The organism is Aquimarina brevivitae (assembly GCF_004216895.1).
GTDB classification, from domain to species: domain Bacteria; phylum Bacteroidota; class Bacteroidia; order Flavobacteriales; family Flavobacteriaceae; genus Aquimarina; species Aquimarina brevivitae.
Genome location: NZ_SGXE01000001.1, coordinates 1,199,202 through 1,223,587, shown reverse-complemented (window position 1 = coordinate 1,223,587; position 24,386 = coordinate 1,199,202). Strand labels below are relative to the sequence as shown.

Below are 24,386 nucleotides of genomic sequence, written 5' to 3'. Positions count from 1 at the left end.
ACTTTAAGATATAAAAGGGTAATTTATTAACGTTTGTTTAACCTTTTTACTATTTCTTTCTAAAATATACAGAAATAGGCACTCCGTTAAAATCAAACTGCTTCCGGAGTTGGTTTTCTAAAAATCTTCGGTAAGGCTCCTTAAGGTATTGAGGTAAATTACAGAAAAACGCAAATTGCGGTTGAGGAGTAGGCAACTGGGTAATGTACTTAATTTTTATATACTTCCCTTTATAGGCAGGTGGCGGATTTTGCTCTATAATTGGCAACAAGGTATCATTCAGCACACTTGTTTTTATCTTTTTAGCTCTATTGTTATATACCTCAACTGCAGTTTCAATAGCTTTAAAAATTCGCTGTTTGGTTAAAGCTGATATGAACACAATGGGAACATCTACAAAAGGCTCAATTTCTCTTCTAATTTCGCGCTCAAATTCCTTGATAGAATTACTAGTCTTATTATCAATAAGATCCCATTTATTAACCAAAATGACAATTCCCTTTCTATTTCGTTCTGCCAACCAAAAGATATTTTGAACTTGACCATCAAATCCTCTATTAGCATCAAGTACTAGTAAACAAACATCACAGTGCTCGATCGCTCGCACGGATCGCATTACTGAGTAAAACTCAAGGTCTTCCTTTACTTTGGATTTTCTTCGAATTCCTGCAGTATCTACTAAGTTAAATTCAAACCCGAATCGATTGTATTTTGTATCTATAGCATCTCTTGTGGTGCCCGCAATATCTGTAACAATATATCGATCTTCTCCAATAAGCGCATTTATAAATGATGATTTACCCGCATTTGGTCTTCCAACAACAGCAAATCGAGGCAGCTCTTCTTCTACTACGTCCTCTTTTTCGGGTAGGGCTTTTACTAGATCATCTAATAACTCGCCGGTACCACTACCACTCATACTAGCTACCGTATAATATTCTCCCAATCCAAGCCCATAAAATTCTACCGCATCGGCCGCTCGCTTGGCATTATCCACTTTATTAACTACTAAAAAAACAGGCTTATCCACTTTTCGAAGGAGATTAGCCACATCCTCATCCATACCTGTTATACCACTTTCTACATCTACCATAAAAAGTATGGCATCCGCTTCATCGATAGCTAATTCCACTTGCTTATCAATCTCGGCTTCAAATACATCATCACTACCTACAACATATCCGCCAGTATCGATTAAAGAAAATTCAACACCATTCCAATCTGATTTACCATAGTGTCGATCTCTGGTAACACCACTTACTGCATCTACAATGGCCTCTCGTCTTTTAATTAAACGATTAAAAAAGGTTGATTTTCCTACATTAGGTCTTCCTACAATGGCTACAATTCCACTCATTGGTTTTCTTTAAATTTAGTGCAAAATTAGCTTTTTTATTGGAGTCCCATTCACATTTCTTAAATAAGTATGATCTAATCATTTATTCTACCGCTAAGCAAGCTTAAAAAAAGATTGATAAAACGTATCCATAGAATAGCTATCGCTCTAGAAGACTGCTTTACAAGGAGAGTATAAAACTTATGTAAACAAAAAAAAGTTCAAAGATCGTGAGATACAATGAACTTTTTTCATAATTGATAGTCAGTCAGTGAAATAATTACTTAAGTCAAAGATAAAAACTATTAGTGCTTACTTGGTTACTGTAAAACATCAAACTTTTTATGGATGACTAATCTACCTGATAAATCGCCACACTATTCGAAACTTCATTGGTAACAATTACTAAAGGTTTACCTATGGGACTATCCTCTCCTTTTATAGCAATTAGTCCCTCAGGAGATATGTCTTCGCTATCTCTAAGCCAATCCAAAAACACAGGGCTTACAGGATTCGAAATGTTATAAACCATTACACCTCCAGTACGTTCCAGACCGACAAACAACAGCATTTCTCCTTTTACCTTAAGCGTGGTCACGGCTTCTGGTTCTGCTCCTTTATCATCAGATCTTTTATCTGCCTCGCCCTCTTCATTAGCATTAAAGAAAGAAGGATCCAGTTCTAACACTTTTTTAGAAATCGTGTTGCCACTATCATATACTAATTGACCCGAAGTCGACCAAATACTAAATGATCTACCCCCATAGCAATAAATCTCATCATAATCTCCATCCCCATCAAGATCACCATTCGCCAAGGTCGTTTTTAACCTTCCTAGATTTTCATCAGCTTGTAATTCTGCTGCATTTGGAAAAACTGTTGGATCTAAAGTAAGGTCTTTAACTCTGGCTTCTTCAGAATATCCGTAATAATCTCTGGCGTCTCCTTCATTAGCAGAGATAATAAATTCAGCTCCTCTAATCTTGGTATACGTAATCGCATCTGGATGGTAAAATCCAAAAACTGGCCAACTTTGATAATTACCAATGATATCATCTTTATCACTGGCATCCATATGATTTTCTGCTAAAGAATAGTCCTTAACGCCTAAACCTATCACATCTGTAATGGTTTTAGTTATTAAATCTACGATGGCCAAACCATTATTTTCCTGAAGCGCTACGTAGGCTGTTTGAGAGTCGTCAGAAATTGCAATATATTCTGGTTCGATATCCTGAGCAACTGTAGCTCCAGGACCAAACACTCTAAATCCATTTTGAAGCTGATCTGTTAAAAAAGCCTGAAAGCCAATAGTGGAAGACTCTTGAGTTTCGGTATTGATGATCGTTATACTTCCTTCTGGGTCTATGGTATAATCATCATTAGGTTCTCCTTCATTAGCCACCACGATGTATTTACCATTTGGACTAAATGTTACCATATCAGGTAATGCCCCGGCTGTATAAGAGTTAATATTATTTTGGGTGTCTGTATCAAAAATAGCAACCGTACCGTTAGCTTGCTTATTAGCAGCATTTTCTAGTGCTACAACGACCTTTCCATCGTATACGGAAACGCTGTTTGGTATCCCGGATAAGGAAATATCAGTACCGTGAATTGGAGTAGATGGTTCAGATAAGTCCCAAACCGAAAGCTCCTGCTCATTAGGATTAACTATAAAAAGTTTATTTGTAATAGGGTCAAAGGCTGAAATCTCAGCAAAACCCTCATCCCCAGTTCCGTTGACTAAGCCTCCAATTTTTTTAAAGGTGATTTCTTTTCCGCCACCACCAGAAAAATCATCTGGCTGACATGAAATTAACATTCCTGCGAGCGTTACCCCTAGTACAATAGATTTGTTTAAAATTTTCATTAATGAAGTTTTGTATGATTAGTTTTTTCAAAACTTCATATTTAATATGTCCTTAAGGTTACTTAAATGATAAGTTAAAAAGACGAAACTTTAGTTGAGGTTATAAAAATGTTATCCAGGGATTTATTGATTGTATCCGAAACGCTTTAATTGACGCTCATTATTTCTCCAATTCTTATTGACCTTAACGAATAATTGAAGGTGTATTTTTTTACCAAAAAAAGTCTCCAACGTTTCTCTAGCTTGTATACCCACTCTTTTTAGAGCAGAGCCCTTATGTCCTATTAAAATTCCTTTTTGAGAATCTCTTTCTACCATAATAACAGATTGAATCCGGATGATATCCTCATCTTCAATGAACTCTTCAGTCTCTACTTCCACCGCGTATGGAATTTCTTTTTTATAGTTCTCTAAAATCTTTTCGCGGATAGCTTCATTAACAAAAAACCGTTCTGGTTTATCCGTTAATTGATCTTTAGGGTAAAATGGAGGGGAGTCTGGTAAGAGCGAAATAATTCTATCAAAAACTTCTTTTACATTAAAATTTTCCTTAGCTGAAATCGGGTAAATCTCGGCATTAGGCACTTTATCCTTCCAATACCCTACTTGCTCCTCTAACTGCTGTTGGTTAGAAAGGTCAATTTTATTTAACAATAATAAAACTGGGGTTTTTGACTGCGTAATTTTAGCAAAAAATGCTTCGTCCTTTAAATCCTTTTCACCAATCTCTACCATATATAGCAGTACATCTGCATCCTCTAAGGCAGATTTAACAAAATCCATCATCGAAGCTTGCAATTCATAGGCTGGTTTTATGATACCAGGAGTATCAGATATGATTACCTGAAAGTCTTCTCCATTAACGATACCCAAAATTCGGTGTCTAGTCGTTTGCGCTTTCGAAGTAATAATTGAAAGTCTTTCGCCTATCATCGCATTCATTAAGGTAGACTTACCCACATTAGGGTTACCTATAATATTTACAAAACCAGCTTTATGCGCCATATGTATTTTTTTACAAAGATACTGCAAAGATATTCTTTATACCCTTTATATACTTTTGATTAGTAATGAAATTGATCCTAAGTACCGTCAAAGGATAAATTAATACTTAAGATAATGATAAAATTCCTGTTAAAGACTTGTCCAACTCATATTTTTGTTTAAGTTTTATTTAAATTTGATAAACAAAAATATACTTGTGAAGAAAACGCATCTCCCTACAAAAATATGTGCTGTTTGCGAAAGACCTTTTACCTGGCGAAAAAAATGGGAAAATGTCTGGGATGAAGTAAAATATTGTAGTGAGCGGTGCCGTAGAAATCGCAACAAAAAATACCCAAAAACGCCTACGCTATGAAAACAGCTTTAGTCTGGTTTACTACCAACCTTAGAGCCCAAGATAATCTCGTATTACATAAGGCTATCGAACAAAACGATAGCGTCATAGGAGTCTTTTGCTTTGATCCCAGACTATTTGCAGACACCCTTTATGGCTTTAAAAAAACAGAGAAGTACCGAGCTAAGTTTATGATTGAATCCGTTACAGAACTAAAACAAAACTTAAACAACTTAAATATTTCCTTACACGTAGCTCACGAAACACCCGAGAACACTATTCCTTATCTTATCGATAAGTATAAAATATCAAACGTTTATCTACAAAAGGAATGGACACAAGAAGAGCAAACAGTATTGACTAGCGTGCAAGCAGCATCTTCTACTTCTACAAATTGGTTCGCCTACTATGATCAATTTCTTTTTGATCCGGATGAACTTCCTTTTGACTTTGAAAAAACCCCTAAAGTATTTACTCAGTTTCGAAAAAAATGTGAAAAATATGTTACCGTCAAAAAGCCTATTGGGATACCACCTTTACCGCCCCAAAATAAAATAGATATCAATACTTCCATCCCTTCTTTAGAGGCATTAGGTTTTGCACCATTTGAAGTGGATTCTAGGTCAGCGTTTCCGTTCAAGGGTGGTGAGCGTGCTGGTTTAGCCCGCATCCAACACTATTTTTGGGATACCAAAAAATTGTCATACTACAAAAAAACACGAAATGGTTTAGTAGGTATTGATTATAGCTCTAAGCTATCAGCCTGGTTAGCTATCGGTTGCCTATCTGCCAGAACTGTTTATGATGAAGTAAAGAAATACGAAGAAAAAGTCCATAAGAATGATTCTACGTATTGGTTAATTTTTGAGCTCATATGGCGAGATTTTTTTAAATACATTTCATTGAAACATGGATCGAGTATTTTTAAGATTGGCGGTATCCTTGAAAAAGACTACGAGTGGAAAACTGATCCTAAGCTTATCGAGCAATGGATTTCTGGCAATACTAAAGAGCCATTTGTCAATGCCAATATGATAGAGATCAAAGAAACAGGATGGATGAGTAATCGTGGCCGTCAAAATGTAGCTTCGTTTTTTGCCAAAGAACAGGAGCTCGATTGGCGCATCGGTGCAGCCTATTTTGAATCTCAATTAATAGATTACGATGTTCATAGTAATTATGGTAACTGGATGTATGTTGCTGGTGTTGGTAATGACCCCAGAGATCGAAAATTTAATATTTCAAGTCAGGCAGAGCGTTATGACCCCAATCAAAAATTTCAGAATCAATGGCTACAAACCACTTTATTTTAAGCAACTATGACTATACGACTACTACTTGGCGATCAACTGAACTATAAACATTCCTGGTATTCATCTACAGATGACGAGGTCATTTATTTTATGGCAGAGATGCGACAAGAAACAGATTATACACGTCATCACATCCAAAAAGTTGTAGCCTTCTTCCTCAGTATGCGCAATTTTAAAAACTGGCTCGAAGAAAAAGGTCACCAAGTGGTTTATTATCAATTGGATCACGAAAATAACAAGCAAGATCTTACTAAAAATCTAAAACAACTCATTAAAGAGCATAATGCAAATAAGTTCGAATACCAGTTACCCGACGAATATCGATTAGACGAGCAACTAACTGAGATTTGTAAAAATCTGGATATCGAAACCCATGCGTACGATTCGGAGCACTTTTTAACCTCAAGAACAGATCTTGCTGATTTCTATGAAGGAAAGAAACAATACACCATGGAATATTTTTATCGCCATATGCGAAAGAAATATGACATTATGATGGTTAATGATAAAGATCCTGAAGGGGGTAAATGGAATTTTGATAAAAGTAATCGTAAAAAGTGGAAAGGCGACCCAGAGATCCCACATGAAAGAGGGTTTAGAAAAGATGCCTCTGATATTATAACTTTACTTGATGAGCACGGTGTGGAAACGATGGGTACTATAGATGCCACTAATTTTAGTTGGCCAACATCCAGAGAGGATGCGTTATCTGTATTAAATTATTTTTGTAAAAATTTACTTGTACACTTTGGCGATTACCAAGATGCCATGCACACCGATGAAAAATTTCTATTTCACAGTCGCCTATCCTTTGCCTTGAATAGTAAAATGCTTCATCCAAAAGAGGTTGTTGATGCCGTAATTGAGTATTGGCGGGAACATAAGGATGACATTCACATTTCGCAAGTAGAAGGGTTTGTTCGTCAAATTATCGGATGGAGAGAATACATGAGAGGTATTTATTGGAAAGAAATGCCCGGCTATCGAAGAAGTAACAAATTAGATAATCAAAATCAATTACCTGAATTTTATTGGACTGCAAAAACCAAAATGAATTGCTTACATCATTCCATTAAAGAAAGCTTGGACGAAGCTTATGCACATCACATACAGCGATTAATGATCACTGGTAATTATGCGTTGCTAAGTATGGTGCACCCTGATGAAGTTTGCGATTGGTATTTAGGTGTATACATCGATGCCATCGAATGGGTAGAAATTACAAATACCCGTGGGATGAGCCAATATGCGGATGGAGGCATTATCGCTACCAAACCTTATGTCTCTAGCGGAAGCTATATCAATAAAATGAGTAATTATTGTAAAGATTGCCACTATAAAGTGTCTAAAAAAACAGAAGAAGATGCATGCCCGTTTAATTCATTATACTGGAATTTTTTAGATGAAAAACGTTCCTATTTTGAGGACAACCAACGCATGAACATGATGCTTAGCACTTTAGATAAAATGGATAAGGAGAAGTTGAAAGCTCTTAAAGAAAGAGCGAATGCTATTATAAAAAACCCCGATGAATACTAAAAAGGAAACTGTAAATATTGTTTGGTTTAAAAGAGACTTGCGATTGCAAGATAATGAAGCTATTTATAATGCGGCAAAAGCCAGTCGCCCTACCCTTCTGTTATATGTTTTTGAACATTCTCTAATCGAAGATAAACACTACAGTGAGCGGCATTGGAATTTTATAAAACAATCTATTGTAGATCTCAATAATCAATTGGCTCCATATAACACTAAAGTACTTTCGGTAGCATCAGAGATCATCCCTGTGATTAGTACATTGCAACAATTTTGGAAAATTGAATCTGTTTTTTCGCATCAAGAAACAGGAATACGTTTGACCTATGACCGCGATAAGGCTTTTTCTCGTTTTTGCAAAAACAATCTAATCCAGTGGAAAGAAAATATAAATAATGGTGTTTTTAGAGGTATAGAAAACAGAGAAACCTGGCGTGAAGATTGGGAAAGCTATATGATCGCGCCTATTTTTGATTTTACCAGTGTGTCTCATAATTTTATGTCAATGGAAACAATTGCTGAATTAGAAAAAATATTTCAGCCTGTTGATCTCCATACCCACAATAACACCAGCTTTCAACCTGGAGGCACTACAAAAGGTTTGCATTATTTGGAGTCTTTTTTTGCAGAACGCTACGTAAATTACAATGCCCATATTTCCAAACCCTTGGAAGCAAGAACAGGATGTAGCCGACTTTCTCCCTATTTGGCCTGGGGGAATTTATCTGTACGACAAGTAATACACTATGCCTTAGAAAAACGAAAAACTTCCTCAAATAAAAAACAAATTGATGCCTTTATGTCCAGACTTAAATGGCAAGCACATTTTATTCAAAAATTTGAAATGGAGGACGTCATGGAGTTCGAAAGCATTAATAAGGGGTATAGAAAACTTAAAAAACAGATTGCTGAAGCTTACCAAATAGCTTGGAAAGAAGGAAAAACAGGTTATCCGCTTGTAGATGCTTGTATGCGATGCTTAAAGGAGACAGGGTACCTCAATTTTAGAATGCGTGCTTTAGTTGTTTCTTTTTTTACCCATAATTTATGGCAGCCCTGGCAAGCCGCAACAGCGCATTTGTCACAAATGTTTCTGGATTTTGAACCCGGTATTCATTTTCCACAATTGCAAATGCAAGCAGGCGAAACCGGTATCAATACCTTGCGCATATATAACCCGGTCAAAAACAGTGTTGCTCACGATCCTAAAGGTGAATTTATTAAAAAATGGATTCCGGAGCTAAGCGATATTCCAGAAAACTTTATCCACGAACCTTATCTGATGACGCCGATGGAGCAAAAAATGTACGATTTTACATTGGGCGAAGATTATCCTTTACCCATTGTTGATATTCAAAAAACCCGAAAAAAAGCCAGTGACACCTTATGGGAGCTACGAAAAGATCCTTTGGTTCAGAAAGAAAGTTTTAGGATATTAAAAAAACATACACTCCCCGACAGGGATAATTTAAACTAATAGTTAATTACAAAATGGATAAAAAAAACACAACATATCAAAATTTATCACCTAGAGAAATTGATCGAGTTATTGAAATGGCCTGGGAGGACCGAACTCCCTTCGACGCTATTCTATGGCAATTTGATCTTAAAGAACAAGATGTTATCGATTTAATGCGAAGAGAGATGAAAGCCTCGAGCTTTAAGTTATGGCGTAAACGCGTTCAGGGCCGAAAAACAAAACACCAAAAATTACGTAATTTTGAATCCGGACGTTTTAAATGTTCGCGTCAAAAACAGATAACACATAATAAAATAGCAAAGAGGTAATGACTAAAAAGAAAAAACCAGATGCTGTGGTATTTGATGAGGAGCAAGGTAAATATGATGCCGCTTTAAAGCCTTATACTACTAATGTTGGCGCACCAGCTATAGAAATCGGTGATACTATCGCCTGGAAAAACAATAATATCCATAAGGTCAATAAGCAAGTTAAAGCTCAATTTGATGAAATAAAGGCACAGTATGAGGCACTGATGACTAAATACGAATACAATAACCTTATCTATAATGCCAGATTCAGTTTCGAGCCTGTGGTAGGTAATGTGTATTATCTTTATAAGGATGAAAACGATGATCCATTTCTATCCATCATAGCACCAGAAGAATGTAGTTTTAATCATTTAGGAAGTTTTAGATTAACTGCTGATAAAATGTGGGATAAAGTCGAATAAGCGTTACGAAGTATTAACCGTATTGTTGGATGTGGTTTTTAATTCTTTAAAATATTTTTTTGCCATATCATTAATGGTAGGTGCCAATAATAATCCTGACAATACTGTAGGTATTGCCATAAGTGCAAAAGCGCTGTCTATTAAATTTACTGCTACGTCAATTTTAACCACTGCTGCTACGATAATCGATAGGACATAAAAATAATTGTAATACTTTCCATATTTAGGTTTAGTTAAATATCCCAGGCACATTACTCCATAATGTGAATACGAAAACAAGGTTGAAAATGCAAACACCAAAACCATTATCATTAGAAGAATATCCCCTAATCCAGCAGGTAGCGCTGAATTAAACGCCAATAAGGTAAGACTAATTCCATTTTGATCAGAAAATTGCCAAACCCCTGTAGCCAGGATAGCAAAAGCTGTAAGCGTGCATACCAGTAAGGTATCGATTAAAGGCCCTATCATAGCTACCAAACCTTCTCTAATAGGTTCTTTAGTTTTAGTCATACCGTGTATCATGGGTGCTGTCCCTATCCCTGCCTCATTAGAAAATGAACCCCGCTTAATACCTGTTTTAATTAAATGCCCTAAAGACCCACCAAGAGCCGCTTCTCCAGAAAAAGCATCTGAAAAGATTAAGCTTATCATATAAGGAACTTCTTCAATCTTTATGACCAGTATGGTAACTACAGTGATAAGATATAAGACCACCATGGCTGGTACTAATTTCTCAGCGACCGCACCAATTCTCTTTATACCACCAATGATTACAACAAACGCAAAAAAGGAAATTAATATACCTATATATATTTTGTAGTCACTACTGATCCCTGATACATCTACTAACGTTTGTGTTAACTGATTTGTGGTAAAAATGGGTAAAGTACCAACCAGACCTGCCACAGCAAAAAATACTGCTAGCGGCTTCCATTTTTCACCCATCCCCTTAGTAATTACGTACATCGGTCCACTTGCGATACCATCCGTTTCATCTTCTTTTCTATACAACACAGCCAAAGAGCACGTATAAAACTTAGTTGCCATACCCAGAATTGCACTAATCCACATCCAAAAAATAGCACCAGGTCCTCCTGTAGCTATAGCAACTGCCACACCACTAATATTTCCCATAGCTACAGTAGCAGCAATAGCAGAGGACAACGCTTGAAAATGGTTGATTGTACCTGTAGCAGTATCATCATCATATTTTCCTCTGAGTATATTTATTGTATGACCAAAATGAAGAAAAGGAGTAAATCGTGAATAGATTAGAAAGAAAATTCCTCCACCAATTATTAAAACTAGCAAAGGCCAATCCCAAATCCAATCACTAAAAGCCTTGAGCATCTGTGTTTTATGTTTTTACTTGTTAAAAAAAATAAAATTTTAAAGGAAAATCGAAAGTTAAGTTGTTTTTATAATACAAGCAAACAAAAATCCCAATCTATGAAGCACCTCTACATAATTTTAAATTAACCCAAAATTATGAAAACTACTAAAATTGTATTTACTTTTTTAGCTGTACTATCCTTAACCTTATTTAGTTGTTCTGATGAAAATGTAGCAACTACAGGTAAGCTAAATGTACAGATTACAGATGCTCCATTTCCTTTTGATACCGTAGAAGAAGCCAACGTTACCATCACTAAAATTGAAGGCAGGCTTAAAGAAGGAGATATTGAAGGTTCACCATTTATTACCTTAACTGAAGAAGAGGCTCAGATTAACTTGGTAGAGCTTAACAATGGTTTAACCGAAACACTTGCCAACACTACAGTTCCTGTTGGAAAATATGATTTATTTCGTATATATATTAAAGAAGCAAGTGTACTTTTAACAGATGGCACTTCTTACGAAATGACAATACCAAGTGGAGCTCAAAGTGGTTTAAAGGTCTTTGTAAAACCTAATATTACCGTTGGCGGAGATGCTCCTGGACAAGTATTATTAGATTTTGACATCAGTAGATCCTTTGTGCCGCAAAGTAACCCTAACGCTCCTAATGGGATTTCTGGATTTAATTTCAAGCCAGTAATCAAAGCGTGTAATGTAGATACTACAGGCACGCTAAGAGGAGTTGTTACCGGAGGATACGGAGCCGATATGATGGAGCCTTTATTTGGCGCTGAGGTTTCGGTTTATAATGCAGAGGGCATGATTGAAACCACCACATTTACTGATGAAAATGGTAACTATATGGTACTAGGCTTAGATCCAGGTACATATTCGGCAACTGTAGTAGCAGATGGATACCCATCAGAAACTGCAGACGATGTAGTGATTACTACTGGTGGCGAAACAGTACAAGATTTTGAACTTGTCATAGCAGCCGAATAAAAAATTATTAGCGAATTCTAATTGAATTTGTGAGTTTGTTGAATGAAAAAGCGGTTATCTAACCGCTTTTTCTATTCTAACAACCTTATTCTTTAGCTCGGATAAACCTTGGTTTATTTCTATTTCTATCGTACATCACTATACTCCCAGCTACCGCAACATTAAGACTCAATTCAGATTTAAATTGTACCAAAAAATGGCTTTTTTCTATAGCCTTATTCGATAATCCGTGGTCTTCTGCACCTAGTAAGTAAACACATCGTTTTGGGTGCTTAAAATCTTCAATAGGTAGGGCGTCTTCTGTTTTTTCCACACCAACCAACATAGCTCCTTTTGGCAAATGTTTGAAAAAATCATCAAAATCTTTATAATGAAAGTAAGGCATTGACTTTACTGCATTGTGGGTGTCGCAAGCCTGTTTAGCATATCTATTGCCAATGGTAAAGATAAAACTAGCTCCTAAATTTTGAGCGGAACGCCATAGTACCCCAAGATTTTCGGGTGTTTTACCATTTTGAATACCAATTCCAAAATACTCGTTTTCAAAATTATCTATCATATTTCAAAAATAAAGAATCTATACATTTATACTAAGGATTAAGATAGCCAGTATGCAATTATTAATAAGATCCACTACGGCTAATAATTTAAAAAACATCCTTCCATCATTTCAAATAGGCAAAATGGTAATTTACTCTTTAAATGTTAAGAATCTATATTTTTATAAAAGAAGGATAGAATCTTTAATCTTTTATTATTTTGCAGAGCTTAAGTGTTATAACGATTACATACAAAATCTATGAAGTTCACTACATTACTTTATTTAATGTTATCGCTGCTCCTTATCAGTTGCAGCACAGAGGATAATGACGATACGCTTGTAGAAATCTTAGGCACCTGGCAAAGTACGGCCGTTGAACTACAAACTGCAGCAGATCTCGATAGAGATGGTACTGCCAACACTAATGTTTTACTAGAAATACCCTGCTATTCGGCCTCATTTATTTTTGAAAATAATGGGGTTGGTGCATTTGAAGCATCCATAATAACAGAAGAAACCGATGAGGCTAGTGACGAAATAACTTTTTCTTGCCAAGAATTAGAGCGTTCGGATTTTTTATGGCGCCTAGAAGAAAATCAACTTGTACTTACTAACCCAAACGACTCCTCGGATATCACTATTTTTAGGATAACACTAAACAACAACAACACATTAGAGGTATTTGCTGTTCGACCCTTCAATGACATCCCAGCTGATTTTTTATTTAGGAGACAATAAAATAGCGTTTGTTGAAGGCATCATAAACCATAGTGATAAACATTTTTTTGAATGATTGGTAGTGCTATCGATCCAAGAAAAATAAAATTATGTCTTAGAAAGGGTGTTACGATCATAATTTAATTTTGTAATTAAATATTTATGTATATTTTTATTCATAATTAATTATACTACCATTAAAGCTATCATTTGTCTTTGATTCCTAAAATAAAATCTAACCAATTGTATTTTTCATGTCTACGATAACACCTGACGTTTTATTTAAAGCTTACAAAAACGAAATAATTGATCTTTCTAAGCAATACGGTGAAGCAGTAATCCCTACCTCAATACTATTTCAATTTTTTGATGGTGAAATTTGGGTTTTTCCAGACTTAGATGCACAGCTTATCACCCCATCTGAATTAAAGGAAGACTTGGAACTTTTAGAGTATTTGGATGAGCCTATGAGCTTAGATATTGATTATGACTACACTTCAGTAAATTTTGGTGCTTTGTTCGAAGCATTTACAACCTATGCACCAACGGTAGGTTTTGAAAAAGTAAATCATATCAAGGCTGATGATAGTCATTTGATTTGGTTAGGACACTTAGAAAATGAAATCAGCATAGCATGTGGTGAAGATTTAGAAAAATACTGCTTAGATCATATTACGCAAGCGCTTAATCAATTACACCTTAATTTTTTTGACAAAATTAATGTAATGAAGTCGGGTGAACTTATCCCATTTGAAGAGAAAATTAAATGTTTAATCCCCTATTGGGGAGAGCACGGTCTGGATTGCTACTATATCAATCCACCAAAAAATACAGACGACCTTAATGATGGCATTTTATTGGGCTCGTACTTTAGTATCTATGAAACCGAGTATCTAGAAGAATGGATAAAAAAAGAGGAAAAAGAAGAGTATCCCCTGTATAATCGGTTTGTAGAAATCAACTTCATTTTGTATCGCGTATGCATTAAATTACAGGGAAGGTTTAACGACCATCCATTATTTCATAAAAACTTTAGCTGCTACCCCTGCTCGCACGGATTAGAAGAAGAATTCAATCCTGTTTTTTATAATTTGGCTAAAGAAACTATTGACTTACCTATAGAAGAATATCTGACAAAGTGTAAAGAGAATTTTGAAAATAAAAGCTAATTAGGATAACATCTTAACTACTATATACTTTTAAGACTCATAGTAAGCTACTGCTTTCCATTCATCCTCTACGCGGTGCCAAACAAGGGTAAAGTTGTGATTACTTTTTGTGGTATAAGTAGGATTGATCAGTTCAGTTTCTCCTACACAAAGAGCTGTATATCCGAAATCTGTAATTTCTATACACTCCTTTGCAGATAGTTTACGTTTAATTCTACCCGAAACAACATCTTTAATATATTCCTTTTTCTTAAAAACACCTTGTTTACCGGTATAGATAAAGTCTTCGTGCAGGTAAGAAGCAAATTTTTTGGTATCGGTATCACCGTAATTTTGAAACCAGTCTTTATTGAGCTGTTCAATGATTTCTATAGCATTCATGATTATTATAGAATATGAGGGTTTAAGTACTCGTAACGAATAAATGATTACTTTGATTCAACTTGCTGATTTATAAAATCTAATAAAGAATGCTTAGTAGCTCATTTTTAATACTTTAATATAAGAATTTTATTTATACGATACGCTTAACACTTTTATTTTTTACATAAATTTTATAGAAAAACACTAATGCCTAGCGATTACAAAACGTAATAAATCAGTATGGTTTGATTTATTTAAGCAAAATAGGAAGGGGTTACAAGTAAAAAATGATAAATTTTACAATACCAACCTCTAAAACCAAAGGGCAAGATGATTTTTTTGTAATTTTAATTAGGATCTAGCTTCACACAATCATGACCCTACAAAAATTTCTTTTTTATCTACTACTGACCACAAGCAGTATCTTCGGTCAACGCAAAATTGATAGAGCTACTCCCTTAGAGTTATGTGTATTTGATACACACGATAAAACGACCCTACAAGCGCATCGAATAGCTTCAAGGAAATGGCCCTTTGTTACTAAAATAGTTGATAAAGAAATGAGTTGTTATCCGAATTTACAGGATAGTATTGAACTCAAAAACAGATCAATTTGGTTACGTTTGAGCAAGCAAGGCTATCAAAACCCAAAGCAACTTTATTTATCTGATGTTCATAGGGAACATCAAAACCTTATGAAGATAAACGCTTTATTAAAAGAATGGAATCTTCCTGACACTATCCAATTGCCCAAAAAAGAAACTATTCACCTTAATGATGTTTCTAAAATAGCGGAGAGCTTATACGAGTTTACAATTGATAATTTTATTGCTACAGCCAGTTTAAATACAAATTCGCAACTTCGGGTAAAGGTCAATTTGAGTACCAATACGATTGAGGTCATAAAATAAAACGGTGTAAAGCTTAAGCTTTACACCGTTTTATTTACACTAAATTATTTTTATAGATCAAATCCTACAGAAAACATCCAAACTCTATTTTTGGGCGCACCTTCATCATAAATATCTCCAAGTCCTAGATGATATCGTACACCTAAACTAAATCCGGTATCTGTTTTAAATCCGCCACCAAAATTTACCCCCCAATCAAAACTATTGGGATCAAACTCTGAAGAAGTGTCAAAAAAGTTTATACCACTATCAAACTCCTCCTTATGAGAAATAGCTAAACCAATCTGTGGTCCTGCTTCTAAAAAGAAATTTTTGGAAGCGTAGCCTTTAAACATTAGCGGAAGATTGATATAATTTAACTTTTGAGTAAAAGTTCCACTATCATCTTCGATTTCAAACCCTTGTTGTGAGTATAGTACTTCTAGTTGAACCGCAAAAGAAGTACTTACGAAAGACTCTCCATAAATACCGAGGTGAAATCCGTGTCGTTGACCCGTTTCAGTATCTCCGTCATAACTGACAGCTGCCAGGTTATATCCACCTTTAATACCGAAGTTAGACTGTTTACTATTTTGAGCTTGCATTCCAAGTGCTACAAGAAAAAAAACTAACAGTAAAATTACCTTTTTCATTTTTACATTTTTGAGTTCGTATATATTTACGAAAAAATAAGATATTTGGTTTTTAAACATTAAAATAAGTTTATAAACCAAAGTTTAATCCAACGGAAAATCCACTATACTCAGCAATCGTATAATCTACGTTAAGTCTGAAAAAAGCCAAGGTTAATTTGGCACCTAAAGTTCCTCGAACACCGGACACCTCATTTTCAATGGAAAAAGGGTCTGTAATTTCTTCCTGAGACACAACCCCAGATTGTACTCTGTAAGTCCCTAAAATGTCTGTTTTTGCTTTGCCCGTAAGATAGCCTAATCCACCATACACGTTAAAAACCGGTAGCTTCGTAGATCCTATGACCTGAAAAAGCCAGGTATTGGTATTATTTTCAAATCGTTGATTTTCGCCATCTATAAAACTACTCTCTGTAAAATCATAGCTGGCATCCAAATGGGTATATGCAATCATCCCTGAAATTGCCACCGGAAATACTTTGTCGGCTGGTAGCCATTTGGTAAACTCATGCTGCAATGCTGCTCCATAAAATCCAACCTCGGTATCATTAGTTTCTACTTTAGGAAAGTATCGTACTTTGATCTCGGTACCCTTTAGAAATCCAAATCCAACCTGCAAAAAGGCTGTAGGCACTAAATTAATACCCTCACTTCCTAAACCAGTAGGCAATTCAAATTCTGCATCCTGAGATGGAATTCCTGGCACTGTACTTTCTCCTTCTACCCTTACCACCACGCCTTGAATATCACCAAAGGCTGTGGCTACTGGTCTTAGCACTCCAGGATTATCCCTAAAATCTAAATTTTCGTAATCCGCAGGATTTAATATAAACGATTGATTGTCATCATTTACAAAAGCTGCGTTAGCTACCAAGGAAATTTCAAAACCAAATAGTTTCTTTGATTTACCACTATTAAACCAACCGTGGTTCATACTATACATCATTCCTTCTCCAGCAGGTCTAAGGTACTCTCTAGTATATCGCTGTGCATCGTTGATACCCGCAGCTAATAATTCGTCTATATTTTGCTGAGCAAAAGTCATAGCAGTAGTGAGGAATGCTGTACAACAAATTAAAAATTGCTTTTTCATATTTATATAGATTAGGATTTCTTCACATTAATGTATGCTAAAAAAAAACACTAGAGATTAAAATTATTTTTAACCTTTAGTGTTTTTCTGTAATGCCTTTTTCATATTTCGAGCTCTTGTTTTAAACTTTCCTCTTGGCGGTTTTAGTTTACCATAGAAGCTTATCACAGCCCGATCTTGATTATTTTTCTTTTTTTTGATACCCATTGCTTAAAATTATAACGTTAAATTATTAATCTCTCCTTAGTATGACAAGTCTTTAACAGAGATTAACGAAACTAACAATAGGTATTGCAGAAAACTTTTACAGCGCTGTGTTGGTACACATCACCTCCCAGTAGGACATTTCCTCAAACTCCCTACACTTTCTTTTATTTCTTTGCTTTTTCCAATAATCAATTTCTTTTTTTACTTTTTTTGCGTCTTCTGTCTTACGCACGCTACCGTTAGGCTGTACAATTGTTTGTTTAATGTCCATAAATTATTTAATAATTAATTTTTTATATCATTATGCCTCTGGCCCAAATAAATTTAGGCAAAAAGCATTTTTGTGATTAGATTTTATAGCGAATATATATTAGCATTGATATTATAACGATTGACCAACCGTTCTGTAAATCTTTTATGGCCTTTTGGAGCCAATAAATGTAATTTACCACGCTTCAATGAAGCCATCATACTTAGTAATTTCCAACGGGTTACTAATCGTTGAGGGTTTTCATCCTTGAGCGCAACATCAGTATAATGCTTAGCACCGCCGTGTGTCGTAAAAGATAAATCAGGTCGTATCGTTTCTTTCGTATCAGTGTTAGTGAAACTCTTTGGGTCTTCGTAATCAGAGGTTACAGCTCGCAAGGAAACTGTAGACTTTTTCTCTGCCCACGCAATCGCTTTTTCGAGGTAAGATTTTTTATCCATTTTGATCTTTTAGGTTATGAATAGTACAAATAGGTGTACTGACGGTTATACTTATTACAGTCTTTCAATATAAGATCAATAATGACTTATGCAAGTTTTTAGTCTTATAATTACGTTAAAGTCATAAATAGGAGGTTATACAACACACTATTTGACAGTTATTTACCATAGCGAAAGCTTACATCTAAGTAATAAAAATAGCCCTGGGTACTTTCAAAAAATTTGCTTTATACACCAATGACCCTAACAAGTAAACTTTCCTCTTTACGATTTACATATTGTTTTGTAAACTATCCTTTACGCTCTGAAATAATTGCCTCAATTGTTCTAAGTCTATAGGTTTGACTACATAATTGGATACGTTTTCATAGGATTTCGCTCTTAGCACATCTGTTGGATCAATTGAGGATGAAACAATATAGATCATAATCTTCTCGTCTAATTTTACTTTAGTAAACTCATCCAAAAACTGCCATCCATCTAGGATTGGCATATTAAGATCCAATAAAATTACCTCGGGCAACTTTTCTTTATTTTTTATAATAATGGTAAGTGCATCCAAGGCTTCCTGGCCATTGCTGTAGACCATAAAGTTATTACAAAACTCTCCCATCGCGATCATCTTTTGTATACCATATACAAAAATAGGATCGTCATCAATAATACACGCTAAATCAATTTTTTGCATCCTTTAAATAAACTTTAAAAACAGTTCCTACATTCACTTTACTTACTACTTCAATCTTTCCATCCATAGCCTCAACTTGATTTTTGGTCATAAATAAACCAAGTCCTCTTGAATCTGCGTGTTTATGAAAAGTTTTATACATTCCAAATATTTTTGCCTGATGCTTTTTAAGATCAATCCCCAGACCATTATCCTCTACGTTTAATATGATATAATCATTTTGACGCTGTGTATGGAATGAAACAAAACTTTCTCGGTCCTCTGATCGATATCGTAGAGCATTACTTAATAGATTGAGAATTATACTATCTAAATAAGCAGGTACCGCCTTTACTTTTAAGTCTTTGGATACGGAGTTATCCACAGTTACCTTGGCTCGATCTGCCAAGCCCTGCATCCCTTTTACTGTTTTATCTACAAACTGATGTAAGGATAACTCTTCTAATTTAATATCCTCATCAGTGTTCATTACAACCACTTCACTTAGATGGTCCACCGTTTCTTTTAAATTATATGAAGCATTTTCTAATAACTGATATTGTTCCATTAACTGTTCTTTTGAATCCTCAAGATTAAACAGCTCCATTAGCATTCTAAAATTGCTAGCGTGTGATCTTAGGTTATGCGAAACGATGTGTGCAAAATTCTTTAAGCGTTCATTTTGGTTACTGGTAACCTCAATCAATTGATTCATTTCTTTCTGAATACTTTTTAATTCAGAAATATCCGCGGCAATACCCAAAAATCCAACTATTTCATCATTGTCTTTCATAGCAGTTACTGTTAACTGCACCGGAAAATGAGTTCCATCCTTTTTTACATAGGTCCACTCTCTTGTCTCATGTCCTTCTTTTTTTGCCTTAGCTACAAAGACCTCAAAACCATCTACTGGTGTATTCAGTTCTACAGAGAGCTCTTGAGCTCGCGCTGTAACTTCTTTTGCATCGTGTATTATTTTAGGCGAATGTTTACCTATCAACTCCTCTTTATGATACCCCAATAAATTTTCTGCCCCCCTATTAAAACTAGTTATCATTCCGGTTGTATCGGTTGTTATCATACTTACTTGCGAGCTGGAGTCTAAAATAGCTTCTAATTGATAAACCGTTTCGTGGAGTTTTTTCTGAGCTTTTACCCTGGCAGTGATATCCTTAAGCTGGGAGATAAAATATAATGGTTTTTCCTCTTCATCCCGTATCAACGATACCGATAAATGTACATGGATAATCTCACCTGATTTATTGATATACCTTTTCTCCAAATGATAGAAGGGTATCTCTTTTTCCAATAGTTGATGCACCAACTTCAAATCCTTATCGAGGTCATCTGGGTGCGTAATTTCTTGAAAGGTTCGTTGTCTCAATTCTACTTCACTATACCCCAATATTTCACATATTGATGAATTTACTTCCACCCAAGCTCCATCCAGTCCTACGATTGCCATACCAATAGCTGCATTGGTAAAACTCTGCCTAAATTTCTTTTCGGATATTTTAGTCCGTAATTCGGCTTCTTTTTGTTTCGTTTTATCATTGGTCAACATGATAATACCTCCTATAGCACCAGAAGAAACATGCCAAGGTCGTATCTCCCAGCTCAGCCACTGCTTGCTGCCATCTGCTCGTACAAAACAATCATCATCTGATTTTATTACTTCGCCGTGTAGACATCTTTGGTGTAGCTTTTTCCATTCCTCTCCAATCTCAGGAAAAATCTTATAGTGCGATTTACCAATCACATTTTCTTTTTTAATATTATAATCAGACAACCATTTCTTAGAATGTGCTATATACTTCATCTCTCGATCGAACATGGCTATGGCACTAGGCGCATTTTCAATAAAGACTTTTTGAATATCGATCTGTTCTTTACTTTTGGTAATAATATTGTGAGAACCAATAATCCATTCTGGTTCACCTGTGCCGGATCGAGACACTACTTTTCCTTTATTATGCACCCAAACCCAGGAGCCATTGCGATGTTGCATCCTAACTTCGCAGTCAATAAACTCCTTCTTACCTTCAAAATGATCACCTAATGCTTTATTGAATATACTCAGATCGTGTGGATGTAAACTTCGCATCCAGGTATCTACTGATATAGGGCTTAATTCAATCAATGAATACCCCATGGTCTCTGCCCATTGCTCATTAAACACTACTTCTCCAGTTTGGATATTCCACTCCCAGGTACCTAAGTTAGTACCTTCAATTATATGCTTGTATCGCTCAACTTGTTTTTTGAGCTGATCTTTGGTCTTTACTAATTTGGTAACATCAATATGAGCTCCCAAAAGACGAATAGCTTCACCCTCCTCATCTCGGATGAGCATACCACGACATCTTAAATAAATTATATGCCCTAGCTTATGCTTATACCGCATTACGTGGTCATACGGATAAGAAGGGTCTTCAATATGTTTTTTAAGTAGTTCTTTGGATTCTTTTAAATCATCTTGATTGATAATGGATTGCCAGAATAGTGCTCGATGGGGGACTTCCTCTTTACTGTATCCCAAAGAGTTCCAAAACTTAGGACTCATCCACTCATTATCCGAGTTTTCTAAATCCCATATCCATAAACCATCTAAAGCAGAGTCCTGAATAAAATTAAAAATGGAAAGATCATCTTTGACTAAATCATACAGCTCTCTTTGAAGGTAATTTTCATAATTTCCAAAATCGTGTAAGGTAGAAACAGCATTAGATCGCATTCTTTATTCATTTTAGTAGGGTTGAGTTGTGAGAATGCGTTAGTTTGCGTAAATGTATTAAAAATAAGTATACGTAAGATACTAAAAAAACGTATTATAATTACGGTTTAACCGTAAAAATATAGATTACTACTGATTAACCATTAGTTCTGTACTAGTTGGTTACTCTAATAGATGTTTTTTTGCTTTATTACGCCAACCAGCTTGATTGCGGTACTCTACATAATAAATTTTGAGATCACTTTGGTTAGCGTACTTTACAAAATACAGTTTCTTATCCGAAGCACTGGCATATTTTGCCTCATACCATAAGCCTTTGTTACCATTGCTTTGGCTTTGATACTCCACTTTATACACGTTAAGATCTGCCTGGTTGGGATAATCCACAACAAATACTTTAACATCCGCTTGGCTTGGATATTTAACAGGAAATACCTTTTGGGCATAGGTACAAACGGAACTTACTACTAATAGTATCGTTAACATCTTTTTCATGTGGACTAATATAATAAAAAAAGAGAATACCTCTTTCTAACCTATATGTCAAATATACGGATCAAGCTTATTGCCTTAAAAAAGGCCTAACGTCTGTTAAGCCTTTTCAGAAATTATTTTAATAATTGTGCTTTATTAATATTTGGATTTTACTCCTGATAACTTATGTTCTATTAAATAGCGTTCCTATACCCACATCTAAGGTTTGCTCTTCTATTTTAAAATTATCTTTCACAATATTTCTCACCTCATCATAGATAGGGTCATTACTTCCATATATTAATCGAATAATAAAAGAGCCTAACAAGCCACCTTCTCTGTGTAAAAATCGTAACCAACCTGCTAATTCAGCTGTGCTAAATCGTAAGGTGGTATATTGTCCGTTATCATCAGTTGGATCCTTGACTGTTTCTACCGCTACAACAATTCTATGGTATGCATTTTTGATTACAATAATTGTATTTTGTGCATTACCATTTAATATTTTACCCGCAACACTATCAGCCTTTCGCGTAGATTTATACGTATATTTATCTCCAATCTTTTCTTTTATCACCCTTTCTACATCTTCTATTGTTGGGTTTTCTAAGGCTTTATAAATTTTTATTTTCATATTGACTCGTGATATTTCTGGTTTATTTCTTTTATTCTTTATTCATCTTTAAAGGCATCCAATCCCTCAGTAGCAATTAACACATCCTCTTCGTTAGTTTTAAACTTAAATCTATAGAGGCGATCGTTTACTTTCTTACCGTAAAAAGTACGCTTTAATGATTTTTTATCTGTATTAAGTGTTAAACTATGTTCTATATTACCTGAGGTAGGGTTTACGCTCATCGCATAACTGTCTATGCGGTAGTTCGAAAATTCATCGGTTTCCTTTTCGATTAGTTTTACAGCTTCTTTAAAATAGGTATAGCATTTATCAATATTAAATTCTTCTAGTGCTTTGGTTTTTGGCATTTGCTGAAGTATTTGCTGAGCTTCGGGTTTATGTAATTTTTCTGTAGCGTAGCTGTAAAACCACATAGTACTTCTATTGTTCTCAGGGAAAGAAATGTTAATTTGTTCAATAGCATCTACAGTACTATTGTTTGAAAAAAACACCAAACCGTCTATTTGCTTGTCTTTATCAAAGGTTTCACTTAGTTTTTCTTTTAAAACCGATATACCCTCAGGACTGGTAACTGATGCTGTTGCGCTATTACCCGAACAACTCGTTAGGAATGTTAGCAAGCTTATTGTATACAGTAGAGCGTGTAATTTAGCTTTCATTTAATAATTAAGTTTTATTGATTTATCTGGGTTCATGGTAAACTCATATTGACCATAAGTGGTTGTACTAGTCCGTCCTCCTCGAGAAGTATCCATAAAGTAGTTTAGTATAAAATCAGCATAAATCTCGCCTTTCCTATTCGTTCTAAACACCCAAGAATCTAGGTAATAATCTTTATGCTGATCATAAAGTTCATGATCTTTTAACACTTGCAAAGCTTCTTCATATATTGCAGGTATACATGTAATAGAAGCCTCTTTTATTTTGAATGTTTTTTTATTTTGATAAGCAGACTTTGATTTTTTTGAAGGATCACTTAACACTTGGCTAGAAACGTCTAATGACTCAAGAAAATAACTGCCTTTTAGCTTATAATCATAGGAAATATGATCCAATCCGCCTGTTAAGGTTTTTGACTCGAAATAAAGACTATAAACATCTAAATCACTATCTAAATTCTCGGTTATGATCGTCTCCAATTCATTGATATCCTCCTTATTACTGATAGATGGTAAACTAAAAATACTGCAAGAAGAATAGAAGAGAAGAATGCTAATCAGCATTAAAGGGGTTTTCATAGTTTTTAAAATTTAATATACCAACAACACTTTTAAAAGGAGTTTTAATTACCTAAAGCTGTAAAGTATGCTCTTATATTTGTGCTTAGATTGCTATGTTTCAAAGTGTAAATGTAGCTAGCAGCCTCAAATTGTGATACGAAGAATCCATTTCTGTAACTTATAAATATATATACGTCTTGATCTGAAGATTAATCGTTACCATGGTAGTGAATGGTAATAGAAACATAATTAGCTAGTTCCTGTAGTTTTAGACCAGAACAGATACGGCCTGTAGCACTTACCTATTTCGATGCTCCAAATGTATTTTTATCAACATCAACCTCAGGAAGTAAACTAATGCATTGTAATCATGAAAAA

Annotated in this window: 27 protein-coding genes; 10 read left to right on the top strand and 17 right to left on the bottom strand. The window is 35.0% G+C overall.

Annotated elements, in window-relative coordinates; all coding sequences use genetic code 11:
* Positions 1-49: 49 nt before the first annotated feature.
* The 3 genes from der to era all read right to left on the bottom strand — a co-directional run bounded on the left by der (position 50) and on the right by era (position 4,214).
* The gene (gene der / locus EV197_RS05200; protein WP_130285667.1) at positions 50-1,357 is read right to left on the bottom strand and encodes a ribosome biogenesis GTPase Der; all 1,308 of its coding nucleotides are present in this window, start codon (positions 1,355-1,357) and stop codon (positions 50-52) included.
* A 331-nt stretch (positions 1,358-1,688) separates the two neighbouring features.
* A complete protein-coding gene (locus EV197_RS05195; protein WP_130285666.1) occupies positions 1,689-3,209 on the bottom strand; it encodes a choice-of-anchor I family protein in 1,521 nt (506 codons plus the stop codon).
* Positions 3,210-3,332: 123 nt separating this feature from the next.
* The gene (era, locus tag EV197_RS05190; RefSeq protein WP_130285665.1) at positions 3,333-4,214 is read right to left on the bottom strand and encodes a GTPase Era; all 882 of its coding nucleotides are present in this window, start codon (positions 4,212-4,214) and stop codon (positions 3,333-3,335) included.
* A gap of 196 nt (positions 4,215-4,410) precedes the next feature.
* On the opposite strand from era, the gene EV197_RS05185 reads away from it, so the two are divergent.
* Genes EV197_RS05185 through EV197_RS05160 form a run of 6 tightly spaced genes read left to right on the top strand, consistent with a single transcriptional unit; the run spans position 4,411 to position 9,589 of the window.
* Entirely contained in the window at positions 4,411-4,569 is a 159-nt protein-coding gene (locus EV197_RS05185; protein ID WP_130285664.1) for a DUF2256 domain-containing protein, read from the top strand.
* Positions 4,566-5,861 carry a DASH family cryptochrome gene (locus tag EV197_RS05180; protein ID WP_130285663.1) on the top strand — a complete coding sequence of 432 codons (1,296 nt, stop codon included), beginning with the start codon at positions 4,566-4,568 and terminating at the stop codon, positions 5,859-5,861. Before EV197_RS05185 ends, EV197_RS05180 begins: the two co-directional genes overlap by 4 nt.
* 6 nt (positions 5,862-5,867) lie before the next feature.
* Positions 5,868-7,400: a cryptochrome/photolyase family protein gene (locus EV197_RS05175; protein ID WP_130285662.1), complete on the top strand. Its 1,533-nt coding sequence runs from the start codon at positions 5,868-5,870 to the stop codon at positions 7,398-7,400.
* Entirely contained in the window at positions 7,390-8,874 is a 1,485-nt protein-coding gene (locus EV197_RS05170) for a cryptochrome/deoxyribodipyrimidine photo-lyase family protein (protein ID WP_130285661.1), read from the top strand. The genes EV197_RS05175 and EV197_RS05170 overlap by 11 nt, the downstream gene beginning before the upstream one ends.
* Positions 8,875-8,888: 14 nt before the next feature.
* Entirely contained in the window at positions 8,889-9,185 is a 297-nt protein-coding gene (locus tag EV197_RS05165) for a TIGR03643 family protein (protein ID WP_130285660.1), read from the top strand.
* Positions 9,185-9,589 carry a DUF2452 domain-containing protein gene (locus EV197_RS05160; protein WP_130285659.1) on the top strand — a complete coding sequence of 135 codons (405 nt, stop codon included), beginning with the start codon at positions 9,185-9,187 and terminating at the stop codon, positions 9,587-9,589. The genes EV197_RS05165 and EV197_RS05160 overlap by 1 nt, the downstream gene beginning before the upstream one ends.
* Before the next feature lie 3 nt (positions 9,590-9,592).
* Here the strand turns inward: EV197_RS05160 and EV197_RS05155 are convergent, their stop codons facing one another.
* The gene (locus EV197_RS05155; protein ID WP_130285658.1) at positions 9,593-10,942 is read right to left on the bottom strand and encodes an alanine/glycine:cation symporter family protein; all 1,350 of its coding nucleotides are present in this window, start codon (positions 10,940-10,942) and stop codon (positions 9,593-9,595) included.
* A gap of 138 nt (positions 10,943-11,080) precedes the next feature.
* On the opposite strand from EV197_RS05155, the gene EV197_RS05150 reads away from it, so the two are divergent.
* Positions 11,081-11,932: a DUF4382 domain-containing protein gene (locus EV197_RS05150; protein WP_130285657.1), complete on the top strand. Its 852-nt coding sequence runs from the start codon at positions 11,081-11,083 to the stop codon at positions 11,930-11,932.
* Positions 11,933-12,017: 85 nt separating this feature from the next.
* Here the strand turns inward: EV197_RS05150 and EV197_RS05145 are convergent, their stop codons facing one another.
* Entirely contained in the window at positions 12,018-12,491 is a 474-nt protein-coding gene (locus tag EV197_RS05145; RefSeq protein ID WP_130285656.1) for an RNA methyltransferase, read from the bottom strand.
* A gap of 240 nt (positions 12,492-12,731) precedes the next feature.
* Here EV197_RS05145 and EV197_RS05140 point away from each other — a divergent pair, with 240 nt between their 5' ends.
* Together EV197_RS05140 and EV197_RS05135 are read left to right on the top strand one after the other, a co-directional pair.
* Positions 12,732-13,211, top strand: coding sequence for a hypothetical protein (locus EV197_RS05140; RefSeq protein WP_130285655.1), 480 nt, complete (start codon positions 12,732-12,734; stop codon positions 13,209-13,211).
* Between the two features lie 233 nt (positions 13,212-13,444).
* The gene (locus tag EV197_RS05135; RefSeq protein WP_130285654.1) at positions 13,445-14,359 is read left to right on the top strand and encodes a hypothetical protein; all 915 of its coding nucleotides are present in this window, start codon (positions 13,445-13,447) and stop codon (positions 14,357-14,359) included.
* Between the two features lie 30 nt (positions 14,360-14,389).
* Here EV197_RS05135 and EV197_RS05130 read toward each other — a convergent pair whose 3' ends face one another.
* Positions 14,390-14,740 carry a nuclear transport factor 2 family protein gene (locus tag EV197_RS05130; RefSeq protein ID WP_130285653.1) on the bottom strand — a complete coding sequence of 117 codons (351 nt, stop codon included), beginning with the start codon at positions 14,738-14,740 and terminating at the stop codon, positions 14,390-14,392.
* A 356-nt stretch (positions 14,741-15,096) separates the two neighbouring features.
* On the opposite strand from EV197_RS05130, the gene EV197_RS05125 reads away from it, so the two are divergent.
* Positions 15,097-15,633, top strand: coding sequence for a hypothetical protein (locus EV197_RS05125; protein WP_130285652.1), 537 nt, complete (start codon positions 15,097-15,099; stop codon positions 15,631-15,633).
* A 50-nt stretch (positions 15,634-15,683) separates the two neighbouring features.
* On the opposite strand, the gene EV197_RS05120 is transcribed toward EV197_RS05125, so the two are convergent.
* The 11 genes from EV197_RS05120 to EV197_RS05080 all read right to left on the bottom strand — a co-directional run bounded on the left by EV197_RS05120 (position 15,684) and on the right by EV197_RS05080 (position 24,026).
* On the bottom strand, positions 15,684-16,265 hold the full coding sequence (locus EV197_RS05120; RefSeq protein WP_130285651.1) for a porin family protein: 582 nt from the start codon (positions 16,263-16,265) through the stop codon (positions 15,684-15,686).
* Positions 16,266-16,335: 70 nt separating this feature from the next.
* Entirely contained in the window at positions 16,336-17,358 is a 1,023-nt protein-coding gene (locus EV197_RS05115; RefSeq protein ID WP_130285650.1) for a DUF6588 family protein, read from the bottom strand.
* Between the two features lie 69 nt (positions 17,359-17,427).
* Complete coding sequence (locus EV197_RS17010; protein WP_165389005.1) at positions 17,428-17,565, bottom strand: hypothetical protein; 138 nt, start codon at positions 17,563-17,565, stop codon at positions 17,428-17,430.
* Positions 17,566-17,662: 97 nt separating this feature from the next.
* Positions 17,663-17,836: a hypothetical protein gene (locus EV197_RS17005; RefSeq protein WP_165389004.1), complete on the bottom strand. Its 174-nt coding sequence runs from the start codon at positions 17,834-17,836 to the stop codon at positions 17,663-17,665.
* Positions 17,837-17,919: 83 nt separating this feature from the next.
* Positions 17,920-18,276: a hypothetical protein gene (locus EV197_RS05110; protein ID WP_130285649.1), complete on the bottom strand. Its 357-nt coding sequence runs from the start codon at positions 18,274-18,276 to the stop codon at positions 17,920-17,922.
* A 271-nt stretch (positions 18,277-18,547) separates the two neighbouring features.
* Complete coding sequence (locus EV197_RS05105) at positions 18,548-18,964, bottom strand: response regulator (RefSeq protein ID WP_130285648.1); 417 nt, start codon at positions 18,962-18,964, stop codon at positions 18,548-18,550.
* A complete protein-coding gene (locus tag EV197_RS05100) occupies positions 18,951-21,677 on the bottom strand; it encodes a PAS domain S-box protein (RefSeq protein WP_130285647.1) in 2,727 nt (908 codons plus the stop codon). Before EV197_RS05100 ends, EV197_RS05105 begins: the two co-directional genes overlap by 14 nt.
* A gap of 162 nt (positions 21,678-21,839) precedes the next feature.
* Complete coding sequence (locus tag EV197_RS05095; protein ID WP_130285646.1) at positions 21,840-22,172, bottom strand: 7(1) septoil knot domain-containing protein; 333 nt, start codon at positions 22,170-22,172, stop codon at positions 21,840-21,842.
* Between the two features lie 163 nt (positions 22,173-22,335).
* On the bottom strand, positions 22,336-22,785 hold the full coding sequence (locus tag EV197_RS05090) for a hypothetical protein (RefSeq protein WP_130285645.1): 450 nt from the start codon (positions 22,783-22,785) through the stop codon (positions 22,336-22,338).
* A gap of 38 nt (positions 22,786-22,823) precedes the next feature.
* Positions 22,824-23,447, bottom strand: coding sequence for a hypothetical protein (locus EV197_RS05085; protein ID WP_130285644.1), 624 nt, complete (start codon positions 23,445-23,447; stop codon positions 22,824-22,826).
* Positions 23,448-24,026, bottom strand: a complete 579-nt coding sequence (locus EV197_RS05080; RefSeq protein ID WP_130285643.1) for a hypothetical protein — start codon at positions 24,024-24,026, stop codon at positions 23,448-23,450. It lies immediately after the preceding gene.
* Positions 24,027-24,386: the final 360 nt, after the last annotated feature.

What these genes read in the sequence shown, in the direction of transcription:
- der (WP_130285667.1), bottom strand. Translation starts at nt 1,357, where the DNA reads ATGAGTGGAATTGTAGCCATTGTAGGAAGACCTAATGTAGGAAAATCA.
- EV197_RS05195 (WP_130285666.1), bottom strand. Translation starts at nt 3,209, where the DNA reads ATGAAAATTTTAAACAAATCTATTGTACTAGGGGTAACGCTCGCAGGA.
- era (WP_130285665.1), bottom strand. Translation starts at nt 4,214, where the DNA reads ATGGCGCATAAAGCTGGTTTTGTAAATATTATAGGTAACCCTAATGTG.
- EV197_RS05180 (WP_130285663.1), top strand. Translation starts at nt 4,566, where the DNA reads ATGAAAACAGCTTTAGTCTGGTTTACTACCAACCTTAGAGCCCAAGAT.
- EV197_RS05175 (WP_130285662.1), top strand. Translation starts at nt 5,868, where the DNA reads ATGACTATACGACTACTACTTGGCGATCAACTGAACTATAAACATTCC.
- EV197_RS05170 (WP_130285661.1), top strand. Translation starts at nt 7,390, where the DNA reads ATGAATACTAAAAAGGAAACTGTAAATATTGTTTGGTTTAAAAGAGAC.
- EV197_RS05165 (WP_130285660.1), top strand. Translation starts at nt 8,889, where the DNA reads ATGGATAAAAAAAACACAACATATCAAAATTTATCACCTAGAGAAATT.
- EV197_RS05160 (WP_130285659.1), top strand. Translation starts at nt 9,185, where the DNA reads ATGACTAAAAAGAAAAAACCAGATGCTGTGGTATTTGATGAGGAGCAA.
- EV197_RS05155 (WP_130285658.1), bottom strand. Translation starts at nt 10,942, where the DNA reads ATGCTCAAGGCTTTTAGTGATTGGATTTGGGATTGGCCTTTGCTAGTT.
- EV197_RS05150 (WP_130285657.1), top strand. Translation starts at nt 11,081, where the DNA reads ATGAAAACTACTAAAATTGTATTTACTTTTTTAGCTGTACTATCCTTA.
- EV197_RS05145 (WP_130285656.1), bottom strand. Translation starts at nt 12,491, where the DNA reads ATGATAGATAATTTTGAAAACGAGTATTTTGGAATTGGTATTCAAAAT.
- EV197_RS05140 (WP_130285655.1), top strand. Translation starts at nt 12,732, where the DNA reads ATGAAGTTCACTACATTACTTTATTTAATGTTATCGCTGCTCCTTATC.
- EV197_RS05135 (WP_130285654.1), top strand. Translation starts at nt 13,445, where the DNA reads ATGTCTACGATAACACCTGACGTTTTATTTAAAGCTTACAAAAACGAA.
- EV197_RS05130 (WP_130285653.1), bottom strand. Translation starts at nt 14,740, where the DNA reads ATGAATGCTATAGAAATCATTGAACAGCTCAATAAAGACTGGTTTCAA.
- EV197_RS05125 (WP_130285652.1), top strand. Translation starts at nt 15,097, where the DNA reads ATGACCCTACAAAAATTTCTTTTTTATCTACTACTGACCACAAGCAGT.
- EV197_RS05120 (WP_130285651.1), bottom strand. Translation starts at nt 16,265, where the DNA reads ATGAAAAAGGTAATTTTACTGTTAGTTTTTTTTCTTGTAGCACTTGGA.
- EV197_RS05115 (WP_130285650.1), bottom strand. Translation starts at nt 17,358, where the DNA reads ATGAAAAAGCAATTTTTAATTTGTTGTACAGCATTCCTCACTACTGCT.
- EV197_RS17010 (WP_165389005.1), bottom strand. Translation starts at nt 17,565, where the DNA reads ATGGGTATCAAAAAAAAGAAAAATAATCAAGATCGGGCTGTGATAAGC.
- EV197_RS17005 (WP_165389004.1), bottom strand. Translation starts at nt 17,836, where the DNA reads ATGGACATTAAACAAACAATTGTACAGCCTAACGGTAGCGTGCGTAAG.
- EV197_RS05110 (WP_130285649.1), bottom strand. Translation starts at nt 18,276, where the DNA reads ATGGATAAAAAATCTTACCTCGAAAAAGCGATTGCGTGGGCAGAGAAA.
- EV197_RS05105 (WP_130285648.1), bottom strand. Translation starts at nt 18,964, where the DNA reads ATGCAAAAAATTGATTTAGCGTGTATTATTGATGACGATCCTATTTTT.
- EV197_RS05100 (WP_130285647.1), bottom strand. Translation starts at nt 21,677, where the DNA reads ATGCGATCTAATGCTGTTTCTACCTTACACGATTTTGGAAATTATGAA.
- EV197_RS05095 (WP_130285646.1), bottom strand. Translation starts at nt 22,172, where the DNA reads ATGAAAAAGATGTTAACGATACTATTAGTAGTAAGTTCCGTTTGTACC.
- EV197_RS05090 (WP_130285645.1), bottom strand. Translation starts at nt 22,785, where the DNA reads ATGAAAATAAAAATTTATAAAGCCTTAGAAAACCCAACAATAGAAGAT.
- EV197_RS05085 (WP_130285644.1), bottom strand. Translation starts at nt 23,447, where the DNA reads ATGAAAGCTAAATTACACGCTCTACTGTATACAATAAGCTTGCTAACA.
- EV197_RS05080 (WP_130285643.1), bottom strand. Translation starts at nt 24,026, where the DNA reads ATGAAAACCCCTTTAATGCTGATTAGCATTCTTCTCTTCTATTCTTCT.